This is a genomic window from Heyndrickxia camelliae, assembly GCF_002844575.1.
Taxonomy (GTDB): Bacteria; Bacillota; Bacilli; order Bacillales; family Bacillaceae_C; genus Margalitia; species Margalitia camelliae.
In genome coordinates, this window is record NZ_PIQO01000013.1 from 52,648 (window position 1) to 73,478 (window position 20,831).

Annotated in this window: 18 protein-coding genes and 1 other annotated feature; of the genes, 15 read left to right on the forward strand and 3 right to left on the reverse strand. The window is 36.4% G+C overall.

All coding sequences use genetic code 11. The annotated features are described in order from the left end of the window. Window positions 1–102: 102 nt before the first annotated feature. The 5 genes from CWO92_RS15960 (at window position 103) to CWO92_RS15980 (ending at window position 4,162) form a co-directional block, all read left to right on the forward strand. A complete protein-coding gene (locus CWO92_RS15960) occupies window positions 103–648 on the forward strand; it encodes an RNA polymerase sigma factor (protein ID WP_101355215.1) in 546 nt (181 codons plus the stop codon). Beyond that, window positions 645–1,100 carry an anti-sigma factor family protein gene (locus CWO92_RS15965; RefSeq protein ID WP_101355216.1) on the forward strand — a complete coding sequence of 152 codons (456 nt, stop codon included), beginning with the start codon at window positions 645–647 and terminating at the stop codon, window positions 1,098–1,100. Before CWO92_RS15960 ends, CWO92_RS15965 begins: the two co-directional genes overlap by 4 nt. Next, window positions 1,100–2,176 (forward strand): hypothetical protein, encoded by a 1,077-nt coding sequence (locus tag CWO92_RS15970; protein ID WP_101355217.1) that lies wholly within the window; start codon window positions 1,100–1,102, stop codon window positions 2,174–2,176. The genes CWO92_RS15965 and CWO92_RS15970 overlap by 1 nt, the downstream gene beginning before the upstream one ends. Next, the gene (locus tag CWO92_RS15975; RefSeq protein ID WP_101355218.1) at window positions 2,173–3,084 is read left to right on the forward strand and encodes a hypothetical protein; all 912 of its coding nucleotides are present in this window, start codon (window positions 2,173–2,175) and stop codon (window positions 3,082–3,084) included. Before CWO92_RS15970 ends, CWO92_RS15975 begins: the two co-directional genes overlap by 4 nt. 163 nt (window positions 3,085–3,247) lie before the next feature. Beyond that, window positions 3,248–4,162 carry a diacylglycerol kinase gene (locus CWO92_RS15980; protein WP_101355219.1) on the forward strand — a complete coding sequence of 305 codons (915 nt, stop codon included), beginning with the start codon at window positions 3,248–3,250 and terminating at the stop codon, window positions 4,160–4,162. 191 nt (window positions 4,163–4,353) lie between these two features. Here CWO92_RS15980 and putP read toward each other — a convergent pair whose 3' ends face one another. After that, window positions 4,354–5,832 carry a sodium/proline symporter PutP gene (gene putP, locus CWO92_RS15985; RefSeq protein WP_101355220.1) on the reverse strand — a complete coding sequence of 493 codons (1,479 nt, stop codon included), beginning with the start codon at window positions 5,830–5,832 and terminating at the stop codon, window positions 4,354–4,356. 391 nt (window positions 5,833–6,223) lie between these two features. On the opposite strand from putP, the gene CWO92_RS25480 reads away from it, so the two are divergent. Continuing rightward, entirely contained in the window at window positions 6,224–6,364 is a 141-nt protein-coding gene (locus CWO92_RS25480; RefSeq protein WP_158175445.1) for a hypothetical protein, read from the forward strand. Window positions 6,365–6,423: 59 nt separating this feature from the next. Continuing rightward, window positions 6,424–6,655: a binding site (T-box leader), on the forward strand. A gap of 4 nt (window positions 6,656–6,659) precedes the next feature. Then, window positions 6,660–7,913, forward strand: coding sequence for a threonine--tRNA ligase (thrS, locus tag CWO92_RS15990; RefSeq protein ID WP_101355221.1), 1,254 nt, complete (start codon window positions 6,660–6,662; stop codon window positions 7,911–7,913). A gap of 87 nt (window positions 7,914–8,000) precedes the next feature. Here thrS and nagZ read toward each other — a convergent pair whose 3' ends face one another. Next, window positions 8,001–9,632, reverse strand: a complete 1,632-nt coding sequence (gene nagZ, locus CWO92_RS15995) for a beta-N-acetylhexosaminidase (RefSeq protein WP_101355222.1) — start codon at window positions 9,630–9,632, stop codon at window positions 8,001–8,003. A gap of 231 nt (window positions 9,633–9,863) precedes the next feature. Between nagZ and rlmD the strand changes: the two genes are divergently transcribed. The 6 genes from rlmD (at window position 9,864) to CWO92_RS16025 (ending at window position 17,737) form a co-directional block, all read left to right on the forward strand. Further along, window positions 9,864–11,240 (forward strand): 23S rRNA (uracil(1939)-C(5))-methyltransferase RlmD, encoded by a 1,377-nt coding sequence (rlmD, locus tag CWO92_RS16000; protein WP_101355223.1) that lies wholly within the window; start codon window positions 9,864–9,866, stop codon window positions 11,238–11,240. A gap of 359 nt (window positions 11,241–11,599) precedes the next feature. After that, on the forward strand, window positions 11,600–11,794 hold the full coding sequence (locus CWO92_RS16005) for a helix-turn-helix domain-containing protein (protein WP_075726255.1): 195 nt from the start codon (window positions 11,600–11,602) through the stop codon (window positions 11,792–11,794). A 22-nt stretch (window positions 11,795–11,816) separates the two neighbouring features. Next, window positions 11,817–13,451 carry an HsdM family class I SAM-dependent methyltransferase gene (locus CWO92_RS16010; RefSeq protein ID WP_101355224.1) on the forward strand — a complete coding sequence of 545 codons (1,635 nt, stop codon included), beginning with the start codon at window positions 11,817–11,819 and terminating at the stop codon, window positions 13,449–13,451. Further along, a complete protein-coding gene (locus CWO92_RS16015) occupies window positions 13,438–14,538 on the forward strand; it encodes a DNA cytosine methyltransferase (protein ID WP_101355225.1) in 1,101 nt (366 codons plus the stop codon). The genes CWO92_RS16010 and CWO92_RS16015 overlap by 14 nt, the downstream gene beginning before the upstream one ends. Window positions 14,539–14,543: 5 nt before the next feature. Then, window positions 14,544–16,415: an McrB family protein gene (locus CWO92_RS16020; RefSeq protein WP_207767805.1), complete on the forward strand. Its 1,872-nt coding sequence runs from the start codon at window positions 14,544–14,546 to the stop codon at window positions 16,413–16,415. 14 nt (window positions 16,416–16,429) lie between these two features. Then, window positions 16,430–17,737, forward strand: a complete 1,308-nt coding sequence (locus CWO92_RS16025) for an LlaJI family restriction endonuclease (protein WP_101355226.1) — start codon at window positions 16,430–16,432, stop codon at window positions 17,735–17,737. A 67-nt stretch (window positions 17,738–17,804) separates the two neighbouring features. Here CWO92_RS16025 and CWO92_RS16030 read toward each other — a convergent pair whose 3' ends face one another. Beyond that, the gene (locus tag CWO92_RS16030; protein WP_101355227.1) at window positions 17,805–19,028 is read right to left on the reverse strand and encodes a CGNR zinc finger domain-containing protein; all 1,224 of its coding nucleotides are present in this window, start codon (window positions 19,026–19,028) and stop codon (window positions 17,805–17,807) included. Window positions 19,029–19,403: 375 nt separating this feature from the next. Here CWO92_RS16030 and CWO92_RS16035 point away from each other — a divergent pair, with 375 nt between their 5' ends. Then, complete coding sequence (locus CWO92_RS16035) at window positions 19,404–19,988, forward strand: sigma-70 RNA polymerase sigma factor region 4 domain-containing protein (protein ID WP_207767806.1); 585 nt, start codon at window positions 19,404–19,406, stop codon at window positions 19,986–19,988. 63 nt (window positions 19,989–20,051) lie between these two features. Further along, on the forward strand, window positions 20,052–20,831 hold the full coding sequence (locus CWO92_RS16040) for a phage antirepressor (protein ID WP_101355229.1): 780 nt from the start codon (window positions 20,052–20,054) through the stop codon (window positions 20,829–20,831).

The window sequence follows — 20,831 nt, forward strand, 5'->3', positions numbered from 1 at the left end:
ATTTTGCGGTTAACAAACAATTTTTTTCATAATTGGTGTAGGGATATCCATTCTATATTCGTTTATTATAAGTGAGTAGATCAGAAGGGGGGAAGAGCACGCTTGGATGCAGCATTAATTGAAAAGGCGAAAAACGGAAATGACCATGCATTTCGATTGCTGGTGGAAAAATATCGAATGCAGGTTTTTCACTCTGCTTTCGCTATACTTCGTAATCAGCAGGACGCTGAAGATGCAGCCCAAGAAGTGTTTTTGAAAATCTATGCCTCTCTCCCCCAATATGAGGATCAAGGTTTCAAAACATGGATAACAAGGATTGCAGTCAATCATGCCATTGATATGAAGAGAAAGAAAGTTAGAAGGAAAGAAGAGCATATTACCGAGTTTCAGCCAGAATATCACCAGTTTGAAAAAGCAGAAACAGCTGAAGTGATAGTTTTAAAAAAGGAACAAAAGGAGTTCTTTCAAAAAAGAATAGGTGAGATTCCTGATAATTATCGCGATGTGATTAAAGGGTTTTATATAGAAGAAAAGACTTATCAGCAATTGGCAAAAGAGCAGCAGGTCCAAGTCAAAACAATAGAAACTAAATTATACCGCGCAAGACAGTGGATGAAAAAGCATTGGAAGGAGGACGATTTTAGGTGAATCATATTTCCTATGAAAGATGGCTTCAGTATGTGAGAGGTGAATTAGATTCGGCTACCGAACAGCAGTATGATGATCACTTATATAGCTGTGACCAATGCTTGTCCGTTTATTTGGAGGCTGTTGAGGCGCAGGAACAATTGCTGCCTGCAATGAGTAATGAAGATTCATTTACGGAAATGGTGATGCAGCAAATCGAGGGACAGAAGAGGAAAACAGTAGGCCAATCCAAAAAACAAAGCCTCTATCAAAAAGCAAGCTTTCATTATTTAGTTGCTGCAGCGATGACCATTCTATTAATGACTTCAGGTGTTTTTTCGCATCTCACAAACGCTTTGAATGATTTTGAGGCAAAGAAAAAGAAGGAACCGTCTGTTGTAATGGGGTTAATGAATAAATCCGTATCACTGATTGATAAAGTGGAAAGAGAATCTGAGGAGGGAAATAAATAATGAATAACAGCAAGAATCCTATCACAGCGTTTTTACTTGGATTTTTTCCGGGTGGCGGCTTACTTTATTTAGGGATAATGAGTGGTTTTATTTATACCATTTCTGTTTGTGGCCTTGCCATCATTGCTATCCTTTTGGTTGCAACATCATACGATATGAAGCCAGCACTCGCTATAACTTTCATCGGTTTTGTCATTTACGTTATTAGTGTGATTCATACTGCAGTACGCGCATCAAGACAAACTCACAGCAATGGTGGAACAGTGGTTGCAGATTCAAAATCTTATGATTCCGAGCGTTTTTACACTATTCTATTATCCTTTATCCCGGGCTTGGGTCATTTTCAACTTGGTTTAATGAACCGTGGCCTTACCATTCTTACATCTTTTCTGGGAATGGGAGTAATGGTTGTGTTTATTACCGCTCTTACTCATCGTGCAGAGTTTTTGGTTTTCTTAGCATTCTTGCCGATTATTTGGGTGTACGGCTTTTTTGATGCGACCCGCCAATTAACAAAAAAACAGAGTGGAGAGCAACTCGTGGATCGTTCTATTTTCGAGGAGTTTGAAATGAGAAAGGAGGATGGGAAAAAGAGCAGGTCCATTGCAACTTTCCTATCCATTTTTCCTGGAGCAGGACATTTATATTTAGGATTGCAAAAACGCGGTATTCAATTAATGGCGGCATTCCTCTTCTCTATCTATATACTGGATATTTTGAGATTGGGAATATTCCTATTCCTAGTTCCAATTATTTGGTTTTATAGCTTTTTCGATGGATTGCAAAAAGCATCTAAGTATGGGAAGGAAGAGATGGAGGATAAACCAGTGATTTCTTATTTAATCAACCATCAAAGATGGGTTGGAATAGGACTAATCATACTTGGCTTATATTATTTAATTTCTTATATTGTTTTACCAGTGATTTCCCCAATGATTTACAACGCCATTCACATCGATATTGATTATTGGTTTAGCAATTACTTTCAAACAGGTTTTGTGTGTCTTCTCCTTATTGGCGGAGGTATTAAACTGATGGTTGGTACGAAAAGGAAGGGAGAGGAAGAAAATATATGAAATCTTGGAGAGTAGGAAGTATATCTATGGGAGCAGCTCTAGTTTTTCTAGGGGTGTTCCTGTTATTGACACAAGTGTTTCATTGGAATACGGCAACTGCGTTAATGGCTTGGTGGCCGATTTTATTGATGATTTTAGGAATTGAAATATTATTATCGCTTTATTTTTCGAAACAGGATAAGCCGATTGTAAAATATGATGTCCTTAGCATCTTTTTCATCGGCATCATTGGTATGTGCGGCATCGCCTTGACCATATTTAGTTCTACTGGAATTTTAAATAAAGTTACATATGCCATGGCAGCTGAAACAAAAATATTAGATTTACCTAAATACAATCAAACAGTGGATAATAACATTAAAAGGGTTGTATTGGAAACAACCAATCAGCCTGTAATAATTGAGTCCACAAAGGAAACAGCCATTTCGACGTTTGGAACATATAAAGCGGAAATTGTCGAAAATAATCCAACGATAAAGGAAGTAAAAGATTACATAATGGTAGAAGAAAAAGGAGATACTGTCTATTTGAAATTGAAAGACGGGCCGAATCAACATGGGTTTTTTTCAGATGAAACAGAGTCTTCCATGACCATACTAATACCTGAAAACCTGAGGTTGGAAGTGAAGGGTAAGTATAATTCAATAACATTAAAGGTAAGAGACCTATCAAATAATTGGTTTATTAATGGTGTATCAGACACTGATATTCAAGTTTTAGGAAAGCCAAATTTAATGCTAGAAGCACATCAAACGGGGCAACTATCAGGTGATGGATGGATAGAAAAAAAGGAAAAGGGCAATAATAATGATATAGTGGAGAGTAATGGAAAACTGACTTTTGGAGAAGGAACACATCATATTGTTATAACACAAGCAGAGGTCGTTTCAGTCACACACTTGCCATAGAAGATGGACACCTGTTCACTAGATTTTTACATTGAAAAGAGTTATGATATTCGAGAGACTATTTTACCATCTGGCTTATGGCCAGTTTTTCTTTGTAAAAAAAGGAATTTTTATATACATGCAAAAATTCATCGTAAAAGGATAATAGATTAGGATGATGTACATGAAAAGAGCAAGAATTATTTATAATCCGACATCTGGCCGTGAACTTTTTAAAAAGCATCTTGCAACGGTATTGCAAAAGCTTGAAATGGCTGGATATGAAACGTCCTGTCATGCGACAACAGGAGCGGGAGATGCTACTGAAGCCGCGAAAGTTGCGGTAGCTCGTCAATACGATTTAGTGGTGGCGGCTGGCGGAGATGGTACTATCAATGAGGTAGTAAACGGACTTGCCGAGCAAGAATACCGTCCAAAGCTTGGAGTGATTCCAGTTGGAACCACTAATGACTTTGCAAGGGCATTACACATACCTCGAGACATTGAAGTAGCAACAGATATTATTGTCCAAGGGGATACGATTCCCGTTGATATCGGTAAATATAATGATGGATATTTTGTTAATATTGCCGGCGGTGGAAGAATCACGGAGCTAACTTATGAGGTTCCAAGCAAGATGAAAACCATGATTGGTCAGTTGGCTTACTATCTAAAAGGAATTGAAATGCTGCCATCGATTCGTGCTACAGACATGACAATTGAGTATGATGGAAAGCTTTTTGAAGGTGAGGCCATGCTATTTTTGGTCGGATTAACCAATTCCATTGGCGGCTTTGAAAAACTAGCTCCCGACTCTTCGATTAATGATGGCTTATTTACGCTCATGATTTTAAAGAAGACAAATCTTGCTGAATTTATTCGGGTAGTAACCCTAGCGATTCGTGGAGAGCATGTGAATGATCCGAATGTCATTTATGCTTCAGCAAATAGGATTAAAGTGAGCTCCAGTGAAAAAATACAATTAAATATTGATGGAGAATTTGGCGGACTAGTACCGACAGAGTTTGAAAACTTGTACCGTCACTTAGAGGTATTTGTACCGATAGATAAAATTCGTCCGCAAGATAAAGTGGAATAAGCAAAACCGTTTACCAATAGTGGTAAACGGTTTTGCTTTGTGAATTTTTCTAGTATTAAAGGATAAGTAATTGCTGACTTTCATTAAATGGAGAATAATGAACCTGAAATTCATCATAACTTCAACAGGTTATGATAATTCCTTCACTATAGATCATAATTCAGGCATAACTCATAATAATTCCGCCCACTTTATCCTTTCTTCAAAAACGCAACACTTTCCTGAAACTCTTTTTCAATTTCGGGGTTATGTTTGTAGGTAGCTAAGCTTACTAAGATACAGACAATTAGGTTCGCAGCAAAGCCCGGAACGATTTCATAAAGTGTATCGCCAAGTCCTGTATTCTTCCAGACAATAACCGTAATGGCACCGACAATCATCCCAAAAAGGGCACCCCAATGGTTCATTTTTTTCCAATATAGACTGAGGAATACAACCGGTCCGAACGATGCGCCGAATCCTGCCCATGCGTAGGCAACCAACTCCAAGATGGTGGCATTCTTATCAAAGGCGAGGATCGCTGCAACTACTGCAACAAATAATACAGCCATTCTGCCGAAGAACACCAATTCTTTATCTGATGCATCTCTGCGGAACACAATTTTATATAAATCCTCTGTAAGAGCACTGGATGTGACGATTAACTGTGATGAAATAGTACTCATAATCGCTGCAAGTACTGCCGCAAGTACAAGACCAGCAACAAGCGGATGGAATAAAATTTGCCCAAGTTGAATAAATACTGCTTCGGCGTCTCCTAATTTAATATTTGTAAGATCGTGAAAATAAGCAATACCAATTAATGCTGTTAAGGAAGTGCCAAGCAGAGATAAAATCATCCAGCTCATCCCAATACGTCTTGCACTTTTTGTTTCCTTAATGGTTTTAATCGCCATAAAGCGTACAATAATATGCGGCTGTCCAACATAGCCCAGCCCCCAAGCGATAGCAGAAATCAATCCTAATATGGTTGTTCCTTTAAAAAGGTTTAAGAGTGTCGGATCAATGGCTCTTATTGTATGAAATGTTTCAGATGGTCCTCCCGTTGCAACAAAGCCTATGGCTGGAACAAGCAATAACGCAATTACCATGATAAGACCTTGAATAAAATCAGTCCAACTAACAGCAAGGAAGCCGCCGAATAATGTATATGCGACTACAACCCCCGCCACAATAAGCAACCCAATATGATAGTTTAAGTGAAAAGAACTTTCAAAAAAGACTGCACCTGAAACGATTCCAGAAGATACATAGAAAGTGAAAAAAACTAAAATGACAAGGGATGAAACAATCCTTAATAGCTTGGTTTTATCCTTGAAGCGGTTCTCAAAAAAGGATGGAATCGTAATAGAGTCATTTGCGACCTGAGTGTAAGAACGCAATCGTGGTGCAATCAATACCCAGTTTAGATATGCCCCAATAGTTAGCCCGATGGCAATCCACGCATCTGTAAGACCATGCTTATAAATTCCTCCTGGCAATCCCATTAAGAGCCAGCCGCTCATATCGGCAGCACCAGCGCTTAACGCAGTGACGGCTGGACCTAATGATCTTCCCCCTAACATATAGTCTGTTAAATTGCTTGTTCTCCGGAAGGCATACCATCCGACTAAAAGCATCATCAGTATATATAGAATAATGGCAATTAACTTGTAAAATTCTGGTGTCATGTAATCATCTCCTTCATGAATTATTGGAAGTAGTCTATCACGAATTTGTCTAAATTTATAGCAATATTCTCATTAATAGGGAAAATGTCACCATGTGATAGGTTAATAGACCTGGAAAAATGGAAATTTTATTATATATAGACTATCCATCGGTGCATATTTCCTGCGAATGGTGACAGAATAAATATGTATTTGAAAGGGAACAAATTGTTACGCAGCGGAACATAATGTGAAGTTTCCGATAATGTTCATAAAAATAAATATTCTGTTCTTTGTCTATTGCAATTTTGGAATCCCTGTGCTAAGATACATTTCAATTAACAAAATAATATTCTAAGCGTTGAAAAGGACATGAATCATTCTTAAATATCTTTACTAGAGAACAGGGTCAATGGCTGAAAGCCTTGTAGGTATAGGGATGATTTACCACCTTGGAGCAATGGTGGAGAAATGCGCGGAGCAGAATAACCACCATCGGGAAAACCGTTATTTATTTGAGCATATGTACGCGATTATGTGCATATGGAATTAGGGTGGAATCACGACCGCACTCGTCCCTTGTAGGGGATGGGTGCGTTTTTTAATTTCATAATGTATGCGAGGAAGAGGACATGAGTCATTCTTAATGTTTCTTTACTAGAGAACGGGGTCATCGGCTGAAAGCCCCTAAGAAAAAAAGGATGATTTACCACCTTGGAGCAATGATAGGGAAATGCATAAGCAAATTATCTATCATCGGGAAACCGTTATTTTACTTAAGCATAAAATACAATCAATGTGTTTTATGGAATTAGGGTGGAACCACGACACACTCGTCCCTTTTGCGGATGAAGTGTGTTTTTTTTATACAAAATTTTAGGAGGAATAATAATATGTCTATGCAAATGGAAGTGGAAAAAAGAAATCATCGTAAATTAGGCCAAGAATTAGAACTTTTTGCTTCTATGGAAGAGGCACCAGGAATGCCATTTTTATTGCCAAATGGGATGGTTATTCGGAATCAATTAGAAAATTACTGGAGACAAAAACATCATCAAGCGGGCTATCAAGAAATCAAAACACCAATCATGATGAAGCAGGAGCTCTGGGAGCAATCGGGACATTGGGATCACTATCATGAAAATATGTATTTTTCGGATGTAGATGAGCAGCGTTATGCCATTAAACCGATGAACTGCCCAGGTGCCATTCTAATTTTTAACCACAAAAAAAGAAGCTACCGAGAACTTCCTATTCGTTATGCAGAATTGGGATTGGTTCACCGTCATGAGCTATCTGGGTCTTTAAATGGTTTATTGAGAGTTCGATCATTTACTCAGGATGATGCTCACATTTTCGTTAGAAACAATCAGATAGAAGCAGAAATTGGAAAAGTTTTAGAGTTAATTGATGAAATCTACTCTCATTTTGGATTTGAGTATAAAATCGAGCTATCCACTCGTCCAGATGAATATATGGGAGCAAAAGAAATGTGGGATGAAGCAGAATCAGCATTAGAATTTGTCTTAAAGGAAAAATCACTAAACTATCAAATTAACCCTGGAGACGGAGCTTTTTATGGGCCGAAAATTGACTTTCACATATTAGATTCTCTTGGACGAAGTTGGCAATGTGGCACAGTGCAGTTAGATTTTCAAATGCCGGAAAAATTTAATTGTTCCTATGTCGGAGAAGATGGGAAGCTTCATCGTCCTGTACTGATTCACAGGGCAGTTTACGGTTCCATTGAACGTTTCATGGCTATATTGATTGAACATTTTGCAGGTGAATTCCCCCTTTGGCTAGCACCGGTTCAAGTAAAAGTGCTACCGATTGCGGAAGCACATAAAGACTACGCTTATTCTATGAAAGCGATGCTAGAGTTAGCTGGCGTAAGAGTAGAGGTTGATGAAAGAAATGAAAAAATAGGCTTTAAGATTAGGGAGGCTGAAAAACAAAAAATCCCTTACATGCTTGTGGTCGGTGACAATGAAGTGGCAAATCAATCAGTGGCAATTAGAAATCGAATAGATAAAAGTCAGAGTACTAAGAGTGCAGAGGAAGCATTTTATTATTTCAAACAGGAGATGATGAAAAAATAATGAATACAACCTATCACATAAAATAGAGATCGATTCCGAACTGGAATCGTCTCTATTTTATAGCTGTAGGTCCATCGATGTTTTTTATTATTTTGGTGGACTGCTTACAGAGTAATGATCTAATATTGCTTGCTGATTGTGATTAGGAAAAACAAATTTTACCGTATAAGGACGATATGAATAACTAATAATCTCTTCGTTATTTTCTGTTGTAATGTCTGAATTTGGTAAACCAAAGTTACTTTTAATATCTTCAACCGTTACATTTCTCAATATGGGATCAAAGGACCGTATTTCGAATAGTAGGTGCTCTTTATTGTATGCAACCACTACATGCTTTTTTCTGTAAGTACTGAAGGTCCCTTTAGCTGCGGCTACGTAATCGCTTGTTTCTTCTTTTCCCCACTCTTTTCTAACAGTGTCCATCGTGATTCCAACATGGAATTCAGCATTTATGATTTCTCCTTTTTTTGCTTTTGTGGCAATATCTTTAAGAAGGCTGGCCTTTGCTGAGCTATTTGTAGAACTACTATATGAATTAGCCCTTTCTATTTGCGAATTTAGTTTCGTTATATTCACTGGTGGAACATGATGATTCGTAAGTTCATATTTTCTCTTTAAAGATAAAATTCTGTATACACTTTTATCGATAGTATCTTCCTTAATCGTATGATTTTTGGCAGCTTCGTATAAACTGTTGTACACAGTGCTTACATTATCTTTTCCGTGTCCAACGAGTATCATGTCACATCCAGCGTTTACTGCCCTTACGGCCGCATCCTTTAAGTTATAGTGTTTAGTAATCGCTCCCATGGTCATGTCGTCCGTTATAACAACTCCGTTAAATCCAAGTTGTTTCCGTAAAAGTCCCGTAATAACCGTTTTGGACATGGAAGCGGGATATTTGGAATCTAACTTTTTCATCAATATATGTGCGACCATTACCATGTCTGCTTGGTTTTTAAATGCATTTCGGAAGGGGATTAATTCCAATTGATTTAAACTGGCAATACCTTTATCCACAACGGGAAGATCTAAATGAGAGTCAGTAAATGTGTCTCCGTGCCCAGGGAAATGTTTGATTACCGGAATGATATTTCCAGAACGAATACCCTTCATCATCATTACTCCTAGTTTAGATACCACACTTGAATTGGAACCAAATGAACGATCACCAATTACGGTATTTTTAGGGTTACTCTGTATGTCTAGCACTGGAGCAAAATCGACGTTGAACCCAAAAGATGTTAACTCTTTAGCAATCACTTTTCCGATGTTATAGGCATATTTGTCATTCTGTGTCTGTCCAATCGACATTGCTCGAGGAGTGTTTATTACCGTTGCAGGCATACGGTTAACTCTCCCGCCTTCTTGGTCAACAGAGATAAAAAGAGGGACCTTATTTTTAGAATTGGCTGTTTTTATTCCGTTTGTTAAATTCACCAATTGGGAATCACTTTTTACATTTCCCCCAAACAGAATTAGACCACCTAATTTGTATTGCCTTATAAGATTTGCCGCATCGGTCGTTGCACTACTACCATCAATTCCGCTAATAATCATTTGTCCAATCTTTTCAGCGAGAGTCAACTTATTCAGCTCTTCCTGAACTGGATCTGAATTAATATTTTTCGTATGCTTATCAATATTTATCTCACACCCAGTTATTAGGAAGACGATACTTATTACTACAAATAATTTAGTTGTTAATGATTTCATATAATAATTCCTTTCTTTGAATAATTGAGTTAAAGGAACCTGGATAGAATTCTATGTTTATAAAATATGTACATCTAGTATTCATTACTCTTTTGAAGTTCTTAGTATATGTAAATTCTGATGTTTTGCCATCATTGAATAAAAAGAGGGGCAGGCTAAACAACCTCCATTTAGCAATGCGCTTCTTGATATGGTACAATCATTTCATCAAAAATTAAAGGAAGACAATTCATGACCAAACAAGCACCAGTTCAAAAAAACGAATATATAGATGTAGTATTTGAAGATTTAACTCACGAAGGGAATGGAGTAGCAAAGGTAGACGGGTACCCCCTCTTTGTTCCCAATGGCTTACCTGGAGAAAAGGCTAAAATTAAAGTTATTAAATTGAACAAAGGCTACGGGTTCGGACGACTCATAGAGCTATACGAGAAAAGTCCGGACCGTGTTGAACCTAATTGCCCAATCTATAAAGAATGCGGCGGCTGCCAGCTTCAACACTTAAGTTATCCTGGTCAGTTAAGGGCAAAGCATAACCAAGTTCAAGAAGTATTGACTCGTATTGGAAAAATAGAAAATGCAATAGTTCATCCGGTCTTAGGTATGGAAGATCCTTGGAGATATCGGAATAAAGCGCAGGTACCAGTTGGTGAACGCGAAGGGGGATTAATCGCAGGTTTTTATCAGAAGCGAAGCCACGATATTATTGATATGGAAGCCTGCCTCATTCAACAGGAGAAAAATGATGAGGTAGTACAATCCATCAAACGAATTTGTGAAAAGCATGGTGTTCGTGCTTATAATGAACAAACTCACAAAGGTACATTGCGTCATATTATGGCACGTTCCGGGATGAAAACAGGTGAAATAATGGTGGTGTTGATAACCCGTAACACAGATCTACCAAATAAAAATCAAATAATACAGGACATCATTCAGTCTAATCCCGATATAAAATCCATTGTTCAAAATATCAATACAAAGAAAACAAATGTGATTTTTGGAGACGAAACAAAGGTCCTTTGGGGCAACGAATTCATCTACGATTATATTGGCAACATTAGATTCGCTATCTCTGCCCGTTCTTTTTATCAAGTTAATCCTGAACAGACAAAGGTCCTTTATGATCAAGCGCTAAAATATGCAGGATTAAGTGGCAAGGAAACTGTTATCGATGCATATTGCGGAATTGGCACGATTTCCCTCTTCTTAGCTCAACAAGCTAAAAAAGTGTACGGAGTGGAAATAGTACCTGAGGCAATTGAAGATGCAAAGCGTAATGCTAAATTAAATGAAATCGAAAATGTAGAATTTGCTGTCGGTGAAGCAGAAACGGTCATTCCAAAATGGTACGAGGATGGGGTAAAAGCAGACGTTCTAGTGGTCGATCCGCCACGAAAAGGCTGTGACGAAACACTACTACAAACCATTATAGAAATGAAGCCTAAAAAAGTCGTTTATGTATCCTGTAATCCTGCGACATTGGCAAGAGATTTACGGATATTGGAAGACGGAGGATTCAAAACAGCTGAAGTGCAGCCGGTAGATATGTTCCCGCAGACGATGCATGTTGAGACGGTGGTATTGATGTCAAGGGTCGATAAGTAAGGGTGTAATAAGATAAGTAAATAAAGGCTTTCCGTGGTTTGAGGTCTGGTTCTAAGCTGGAAGGATAATCATGGTTTTTTGCTTTGAGGGAAGTTATCTAAGATTGGTGAAATGTGAAATTTGTCCATTGGTAGATTAATTGATGTGGTGAGTTGATAAGGTGGTTGGCAAAATAATGGTGAGTTGACAAGATTGATATATGGTTTGCTTGAGTATCGCAACTATCGAAGAATTTAAAAAAAGTTCAATTATCAACAAATATAAAGAAATATCAACAAACATATTGAAAACAGGCTTTTTTTGATATATAGTATAATAGTATGCTGTTGCAAATTTACAGATATCTGAGGTGACATAGAATGGGTAAATTAATCAGTGACAACTGGATAAATATTGATGAGGCAGCAGAGTATCTAGGGGTAAAAGCTGTTACTGTGCGAACTTGGATAAAAAAGAAAAATGGAATTCCTGCTCATAAAATCGGTAAACAATGGAAGTTTAAATGTTCGGAATTAGATGAGTGGATTAAGAGCGGGAAAAGTGCAATTGATTAAACTATAGGTAGGTGCAACAGAAATGATAAGTGAGATTATAGTCGAGGCATTAACAATCACATGTAATTATATGTCTCAAAATTATAGTGATAAAAATTATAAAATTCTCTTTGATGAAATATTAACTATAGCTGGAATTGATAAATTTGAGTTTGAGAGTGATGAAACAATTTATTCATACGAGGCTGTTCAAAAAATATTATCATCTTTAAATGAAAAGGAAAATACAAGAAAAACTAAAGGGGTGTACTACACACCTATTGATGTTGTGAGATTCATATTAATTAACACTATAAAATCGGCTTGTGGGAAATTAAAACCAAATGGGTTACATGTTTTAGATTTAAATGGTATTCCTTACAATAATTTTTGTTTTAGCAAGACCGTATTTGATCCTACATGTGGAGCAGGAGAATTTCTTGTCGCTGCACTAGAGATAAAACTAGACTTACTGGATTTACATAAAGCAAATATTAGTAAAGGCAACCTCAAAAAGATTATCAGAACTATAAAAGGCAATGACGTTAATGTTGATTCGATTATAATTTCGAAGATTAGACTATTTCTATGTGCGTTGCAAAGACAAGGTGTAGCAAAAGTGTCAGGACTAGGGATAGAATTGAACAACTCTTTTGAAAGCTATGATTTCGTTCAAGAAACCCCAACTAGTGAAAAAAGTTTTGACATTATAGTTGGGAATCCCCCATATGTAGAAGACTCTAAGAGCGGTTTATCTCCAGAAAACAAGTATGGTAATATTTATGCGAATGTATTAGAGAATTCGAGTAAGCATCTTAAGCAAAACGGTTCGATGGGTTTTGTAATTCCTCTTTCTTATGTGTCTACACCAAGAATGTCTAAAATTAGAGAGATCTTACATGTCTATGTACCTGAGCAATATATATTGAGTTATTCGGATAGGCCGGATTGCTTGTTTACGTCGGTACATCAAAAATTATGTATTTTAATAGGTAAAAATAAAAAGATTGAAAAAACTATTTTTACGGGAAACTATCGCTATTGGTATAGTGAAGAGAGACCAGAGTTATTCAATACGGTTGAAGTTGTCAGAAATCTATATGGAACTGATAGTTACATACCTAAATTAGGAACTATTACGGATAAAGATATATATGCAAAAGTAATTAATAATGAAAGTAAGTTAATAGATGCCATGAAAGGAAATCAAGGATCTGTTTATTTAAATATGAGAGCGGCTTTTTGGATTAAAGCTTTTGTTAATAAGCATAATGGTGGCGAATATAAAGAGTATGGTTGCCAAAGTAAGGAAATGGCAAATTATATTATGTGCATTCTAAATTCTTCTTTATTTTGGTGGTATTGGATATGTGTATCAGATTGTTGGCACATAACAAGAAAAGAATTAATCGGATTTACAATTCCTAAAAATTCCAATTTTAGAGAGACAGATAGACTCGCTAAACTACTTGAAGATAAACTGGAAGTAACAAAAAAATATGTGGGTACTAAGCAAACCGAGTATGAGTATAAACATAAAGAGTGCATTGATGAAATTCATGAAATCGATGATTATATCAATAAATTATACGGACTTACAGAAGAAGAAAGCCTTTATATCAAAAACTTTGCTTTTAGATATAGAATAGGTGGAGGTGTTGAAAATGAAAGTAATTGATTTGTTTTCAGGGTGTGGAGGGCTTTCATATGGATTTATTAAAGATGGATTTCAAATAAAAAGAGCAGTGGAATTTGATGCAAGTATAGCCAATACTTATATTCTAAATCACCCAGAAGTTGATATGATTGTTGATGATATTCAGAATATTGACCAAGCAGGAGTATTTACTCAAGGTGACGCGGATGTAATTATTGGAGGCCCCCCTTGTCAAGGCTTTTCAATGGCAGGAGCGAGAATTCGCACAGGATTCATTGATGATCCTCGGAATTATTTATTTAAGCATTATTTTAATGTCGTCAAAACAGTAAAACCAAAAATTTTTATCATGGAAAATGTCAAAGGAATAATGACAATGCAAGGAGGGAAAATCTTTGATGAAATATTGCGGATTTTCTCCGATGAAGAATTATTAGAAGGACAATCATATAAAACTTACCATCGTCTTGTGAAAGCTGTTGATTTTGGAATTCCTCAAAAAAGAGAAAGAATGATAATAATTGGCACGTTATTAAACGAGGTTGACTTTGATAGAGTATGGCAACAAACTAAAGAGGAAATTGAAAGAGATTATCCCTTATATTTCCATAAGGTTACTATAGCTGATGCTATTAATAATTTACCGAAAACAACATCAGATGGTATCATTAGCAATCCTGAAATCCAAACAGAATACCAAAAATATTTAGCTTGTGATTCTAACACACTTAATAATCATACTAAAACAAACCACTCTAAAGTTGCTGTCGATAGAATGAAGAAGGTAGATAATGGTGAGAACTTCACTGTATTGGATGAAAAAATAAATTCTATTCATAGTGGTTCTTATGGACGCTTATCTTGGGATGATCAAGCTCCAACTATTACTACAAGGTTTGACACACCTGCAGGAGGAAGATTTATCCATCCTGTTGAGAACCGTACTCTATCACCACGTGAGGCGGCCAGGATACAAAGTTTTCCAGATGATTTTATTTTCTATGGTAATAAAACATCAATATGCAAGCAAATCGGAAATGCAGTTCCACCAAAGATATCCTATTTCTTGGCGAGGTTTGTAAGAAATATATTAAATGAGGAGGTATAAGCTATATGAACCCATTATTAGAAAGCAAATTAAACGAACTTAACAGTGCAGCAGATTATGAATGTTGGTATTTGGTGAAACAGCCAACAGCATTTGATAATATCTGTTATCTTGTTAGTTTCTTAGAAGATTTTAAAGCACAAGATAATCCAGGAAATCTACAGGACTACATCGCAAATAAAATAGAAACACTAAAGACAATAAAACCGAATGTGGATATATCTAATAATTATCGTGCTCTGAGAGTAGCGGCATTTTTTGGTCTTATTACTATGACAAACACGAAGTATGAGAATGCAGTTATTACAGATTCGTTTAAAGAGGTTACATTAAGATGCAATGGTGAATATGAGAAGACAGGATTATATTTAGACATTATACAGCGTCAAATTGAAAAAATGTATATCAGCTCTTCTGTAGATGAAGAATATGAAGGAGTAAGGCAAGACTACAGATTGTACCCCGTTATGTTGCTATATAAGGTGTTGGTTGAACTTGGACGTTCAACCGGTAATTACTCTATTTCAATGACAGAGTATAGATACTTGGTGGCTACAACAAAAACATTTGAAGGTTTTCTTGATACGCTTTTATTAATTAAATTATTACGTGATGATTCTGATGCAACAACTTCATTTGAACAATATCGTTCTAAGTTTGACAATCGTCTAATTCAAGCACTGAAACAACTTTCGACATTGGTTGTTGAAAGAGATTCCATTTCACTCAATGAAGATTATATTGAAGAGGTGGCACATAAAGTATATATTTTTGAGGACAACCCAAATATATTCACGACAGAAAACTATCTGGGGTTTCTTGGCTCGACAAAATCCTTGTTTGAGTTAGAAAAATTTGAAGAAGAAGAGGAACTAACAATTTATGAAAATTCCACTAGAGTTAAAGGTGGAATGAATACCTTATTATATGGAGTCCCTGGGTCTGGAAAGAGCTGGACTATTGAAAAAGAGTATTGTGATGATGAAAGCAGAATGGAGCGTCTTGTATTCCACCCAGATTACACTTACTCGGATTTTATTGGTCAAATTCTTCCTAATGTGTCTGATGGTATTGTAAGTTATAAGTTTACGGAAGGACCATTTACAAGTCTATTGAAAAAAGCTTATACAAATCCTGAAAAGATGTTTTACCTTATAATTGAAGAAATTAATCGTGGAAACGCACCAGCTATATTTGGCGAAGTTTTTCAACTTCTAGATCGCAAAGACGATGGAACGAGTGAGTATGGAATAACTAACGTGGATATTGCGAATATAGTCTACAACAATCCAAATAAAAAAGTTCGTATTCCTTCTAATATGTCTATCATTGGAACAATGAATACATCAGACCAGAATGTGTTCACTCTTGACACTGCCTTTCAACGTCGTTGGAATATGCGTATGATAGAAAACACATTTGTAGGACATGATTATGCAAGAACAACCATCTTAGACACAGGTGTAACTTGGCAAAGATTCTGTGAAGTTATCAATAATGAAATTGTTACAAAAAATATTCGTATGACATCGTCAGAAGATAAAAGACTTGGAACATATTTTGTTAGAGCTGCTGACTTAGAATATCATGAAGAAGCAGACAATAATGACCTTTCTGAAAAAGAGCAAATTCAAGCAAGGTTGCTTAATTATAGATTTGCTGAGAAAGTTCTTAAATATTTATGGGATGATGCTTTTAAATTTTCTCGTGAGGATATTTTCAAAAATACAATTTATAAGAGTCTAGAAGAAGTAGTTAATCACTTTAATTCTAGGAGTTCTGCAAAAGCAACAGGCAATGATCGTCTAGATGTTTTTAAAGAAGAGATTATTGACGCTTTTCTAACCCAGGATTCAATTGATAGTACTGTTGAGTAAGGTGGTGATAATCTATGGAAATAAGCACTGAATTGCTGAAGAGCAAGTGCCATGTTAATACGAATGAAGAGGGGGATCGCTTTGTTGGCATCAAGGCTGATTCTGAAAATGCGATGGTCTATTTTCCTATGGGTTATCAATTGCCAGACACAGAACATGAACGAAGAAGAGATATTTTGCATCTAATATCCGTACTTTCAGAATTTACGGTCAGAAATGATAGAGTTCTCCATATGAAAAAGTTTGAAGCTCCTCAATCCGTTGATTTTCCTGTCAATGCATATATGGAAGTAATAAACTACTATTTGGAGCAACGCTCATATTACACAGAGAAGGAGCCTATCTATAAAACTAGCGATCGTGGTAACACCGACTGGGCTAAAACAATTCGTCAGCAGAAACCTTTGTTGCAAGCTAACAATTCGCCTATTTATTTAAAACAGACAGTAAGGGATTCTACACCGAATGATCGTAATCTGATAACACAAATCCACAAGTACTGTGTATATGAGAGTTTTCAAAAATTAGGATGGTTGTTTACACCAAATCTTCCACCTAAACCAGATTTTCCGATTGATATAAAACGGTTTCTTATTGAACTAAATGATAAATTAGGTAAAACAAATAATGATAAAGATAAACGTCTTTTCACTTCAATGATTGCAATGCTTAAGTATATAGATGAAGAGACAAACAAACGTCAATTCTATTTTGGGACAGATAGTTTCGAGTATGTATGGGAAAAACTTATTGACAGAGTATTTGGTGTTAGTAACAAAAACTCATATTTTCCAAAGGCAACCTGGCACCTAAAAAAAGGTAAGACAAGAACATTTGAAGCTCTTAGGCCAGATACAATCATGGTTTGCAATAACAAAATCTATGTCTTAGACGCAAAGTATTATAGATATGGATTAACTGGCGAACCCATGCATCTGCCAGAGGGTAGATCTATACATAAGCAGATAACTTATGGTGAATATATAAGTACAAACAATAAATTTAAAGATGAAAATGGCAATAATCCAACGGTATACAATGCATTTTTGATGCCATACAATTCACGAGAAAATATTTTTGATTTGTCTGGTATATTTGAAAATTGTGGTGAAAGTACTGGTGAGTGGAAAGGGCATGATAATACTTTTGAACATGTCCAAGGCATCTTGGTCGATATCAATTACTTGATGCACCATTACACAGGAAACCACTCGAAAAAAATTATAGCCTTAGCAGATTCGATAGAGAGAGCTTTAGCTGAAAATGGTGGAAATTTACCTACAGAGGCTGAAATAAGTGTATCAGTTGGATCAGATTATTAATCATAAGTATATAGAAAAAAATAAAAAATCACCGTTACTATGTGGACTGCATAGTGACGGTGATTTTTTATTTTTGAGCCATTTTCTTTACTTTTTTCCGGTGATTGCGCTGAGCAGTTGCATTTCTACAGTTAGGGCTACAATATTTTTTACGACCATTAGAAGTCTTCACTAAGAAATGATTATTGCAAGCAGGATTAGCGCATTCTCTATATATTTCAGAACCTGGTCTCATATAAAATATTGAAAAATATAAGGCCGAAAGCAGGTTAGTGGCTTTCCACGAAGGCTCCATTTTACTTGCCACGAAACGAGGCACAATTCCAGAAAGATTTGAATTAATTTCTTCATTTAACACAATCTTTGCGACTATTATAAGAGCCTGTTTAAGGTTGTCATCAAAATTTTCAATAGCCGGTTTATCATAAAATTCGATGCCATTTTCATAAGTTACTTTACTAACCACACCTACCTTTCTCATAAGATGAAATAGGAAATCTATGGTAATACGAGCAGCAGGTGTTTCATTTGGTGCATTGCGATATAGATAAACAATATCTTTATATCGAAGGTCGTTCATTCCTGGATAACGGTTTGTCAAAGAACTACCCGAAATAATATCTTGATATTCCTCAATATTTAAATCATATGTTGGTTTATATACTGAATCATTAATTATATACGTTTCACTTTCAAAGCCTTCTTTGGTGCCGTCAATCTCGGGTACTGAGGAGGCTTTTTCTAATGTTTTAATAAAACCATGATAACAAGTCGAATATGGTTTGCTCATAGAATTTAACTTGATAGAAACTCGCTCAGACAGAAGAAGATAAAGAGTTAGGTATAGTATTTTCTCATAGTTTCTATTAGGTTCTTCAATCTCACTCATGAGAAGAACTGTTGCTTTTATATGATTCACAACTTCAGTTAACGAATGTATATCGATTTCCTCGTATTCTGCTTTACTAACAGGAAAGAAAAAACCGTTTTCCTCAAAAAAACTTCGTATGCTGTCCACTTCGTTTGGTAAAGAGATTAGTTCACTTAGCAAGTTTTCTTTTCTAACTGATCCCATCGGTGTGGTTCTACAAAGACCGTTTGAACCACTAAAGGCATAATGTAATTCATTTTGTTCATCAGATTGAATTTTCAAAGTGTGTCTCATCTCACCAGGAGAAAGATTAACAACATCAACACCTGTAAAACATCTATAGCCGTATAGAGAAAAATAATCATTTCCTAAATTAAAAAAGTTTTCATTTTCTAATGCAATATTTTCGATTTCAGACATAAGAATTTCCTCCTCCTCATACTACAAGCACATAAAATCACATCCACAAGTAATTGAATAAATAATCGTAAATTCATTATATCAAATTTTAGTAATCAAAACAATAACCTTTGAAAGTTGATTTTTATTAATAGTAAGCAATAAATTCAGAAATTTACTTACTTTTTGAGACTGATTACAATTATAGATGAGGGGAATCCCTCTTTAAATTTATCAGTCTCAAAGTCCAAGATGCGCATTAGGACGGCGGGATGCATAGAGAGTTCGGAACACAGTGATAAAGACTGTGTTTGGAATGAAGATGCACCCACCGTTATTTCGTGTGCCCTTTTTTAGGACAAACGAAGTTTGTGGTCATCTTATCCGCAGACTCTTTTGCATTCCGCCACCCATAGATGGGACGGAAAGGAATGCAAAATGAAAATACGAGTTTTATATGAAGATCACATCAAAAACGGTCACAAGAACTACACCACAATTGAAATTCCAGATGGAGATTACAGTGTCATGCTGGATATCGACTATGAGCAACGTCTTGCAGAGGCAAATCCTGAAAAGAAAGCGGAGGTGAAACGCTGCGAGACTCTACAAGAAATGTTCGACCTCATGAACAACAAGGAATACAACCATTGGCGCCGCTACCATCGACATCTTGGTAATCCCAAGACACCTTATCGGAAAGATGGTGAAGATGAAACAGATGTCATGGATACTTTCGCTGATAACTCTCAGGAGATAGAACGAAGTCTCCAAGATGAGTACGAATCTGTCTGCCAATGGATACGCAAGGCTCTCGGTAAAAAACAAGATTGGGCAGATATGTTCATTGCAGTTCGTATAGACGGTATGTCTATCCGTGAGTATGCGAGTTCCATCGGTGCAAGTGAGAACAACATTACTCAGAAATTAAAGCGAGCAACAAAGAAATTAGAACAAGAATATAAAAACCGTCAGATTTGACCTTCTCCCAAGGCTACTAGGTAGGAGGTCAAGACCTCCAAAAAACACAAGGAGGTAATTCGAATGGAATTACAAGTTTACAAAAATGCAGAGTTAGGCTCTGTACGTACTACAACGATTGGCGGGCAACCATATTTTGTTGGCAAGGATGTAGCAAGCATTCTTGGTTATGCAAATACTCGCAAAGCTTTAATTGACCACGTTTATGAAGAGGACAAGGGAGTAACGAAATGTGACACCCTTGGTGGAAAACAGGATTTGATTATTATCAATGAATCCGGTCTTTATAGCCTCATACTCTCAAGCAAAATGCCAAATGCTAAGAAGTTTAAGCGATGGGTCACCAATGAAGTCCTCCCTGCTATTCGCAAACATGGACTTTATGCAACAGACGATTTAATCGCAAATCCAGACCTTGCCATTGCTGCTTTTACTGCACTGAAAGAGGAACGAGAAAAGAACAAGGAATTGATGGCAGCCGTTGCGATTGGTCAGCAGCAAATTGCTGAGATGAAACCCAAGGCTACCTATTATGATGTAGTGCTTAAATGCAGGGATGCGGTCAACATTTCTGTGATTGCCAAAGATTATGGCTGGAGTGCCATGCGCATGAACGAACACCTCCATGAAAAAGGCATTCAGTTTAAGCAAGGTGATATATGGCTTCTCTACCAAAAGTATGCTCCAAATGGATATACCAAAACCAATACTCACATTTATGAAGATAGCAAAGGTATAAAGCATACGAAAGTGCATACCAAGTGGACACAAAAAGGCAGACTCTTTATCTATGAACAGCTAAAGGCAGACGATATTTATCCGCAGATTGAGATGGAGGTGTGA

Coding starts and splice junctions, on each gene's coding strand:
- CWO92_RS15970 (WP_101355217.1), top strand. CDS start 1,100: ATGAATAACAGCAAGAATCCTATCACAGCGTTTTTACTTGGATTTTTT.
- CWO92_RS15975 (WP_101355218.1), top strand. CDS start 2,173: ATGAAATCTTGGAGAGTAGGAAGTATATCTATGGGAGCAGCTCTAGTT.
- CWO92_RS15980 (WP_101355219.1), top strand. CDS start 3,248: ATGAAAAGAGCAAGAATTATTTATAATCCGACATCTGGCCGTGAACTT.
- putP (WP_101355220.1), bottom strand. CDS start 5,832: ATGACACCAGAATTTTACAAGTTAATTGCCATTATTCTATATATACTG.
- CWO92_RS25480 (WP_158175445.1), top strand. CDS start 6,224: ATGGCTGAAAGCCTTGTAGGTATAGGGATGATTTACCACCTTGGAGCA.
- thrS (WP_101355221.1), top strand. CDS start 6,660: ATGAAGTGTGTTTTTTTTATACAAAATTTTAGGAGGAATAATAATATG.
- nagZ (WP_101355222.1), bottom strand. CDS start 9,632: ATGAAATCATTAACAACTAAATTATTTGTAGTAATAAGTATCGTCTTC.
- rlmD (WP_101355223.1), top strand. CDS start 9,864: ATGACCAAACAAGCACCAGTTCAAAAAAACGAATATATAGATGTAGTA.
- CWO92_RS16005 (WP_075726255.1), top strand. CDS start 11,600: ATGGGTAAATTAATCAGTGACAACTGGATAAATATTGATGAGGCAGCA.
- CWO92_RS16010 (WP_101355224.1), top strand. CDS start 11,817: ATGATAAGTGAGATTATAGTCGAGGCATTAACAATCACATGTAATTAT.
- CWO92_RS16015 (WP_101355225.1), top strand. CDS start 13,438: ATGAAAGTAATTGATTTGTTTTCAGGGTGTGGAGGGCTTTCATATGGA.
- CWO92_RS16020 (WP_207767805.1), top strand. CDS start 14,544: ATGAACCCATTATTAGAAAGCAAATTAAACGAACTTAACAGTGCAGCA.
- CWO92_RS16025 (WP_101355226.1), top strand. CDS start 16,430: ATGGAAATAAGCACTGAATTGCTGAAGAGCAAGTGCCATGTTAATACG.
- CWO92_RS16030 (WP_101355227.1), bottom strand. CDS start 19,028: ATGTCTGAAATCGAAAATATTGCATTAGAAAATGAAAACTTTTTTAAT.
- CWO92_RS16040 (WP_101355229.1), top strand. CDS start 20,052: ATGGAATTACAAGTTTACAAAAATGCAGAGTTAGGCTCTGTACGTACT.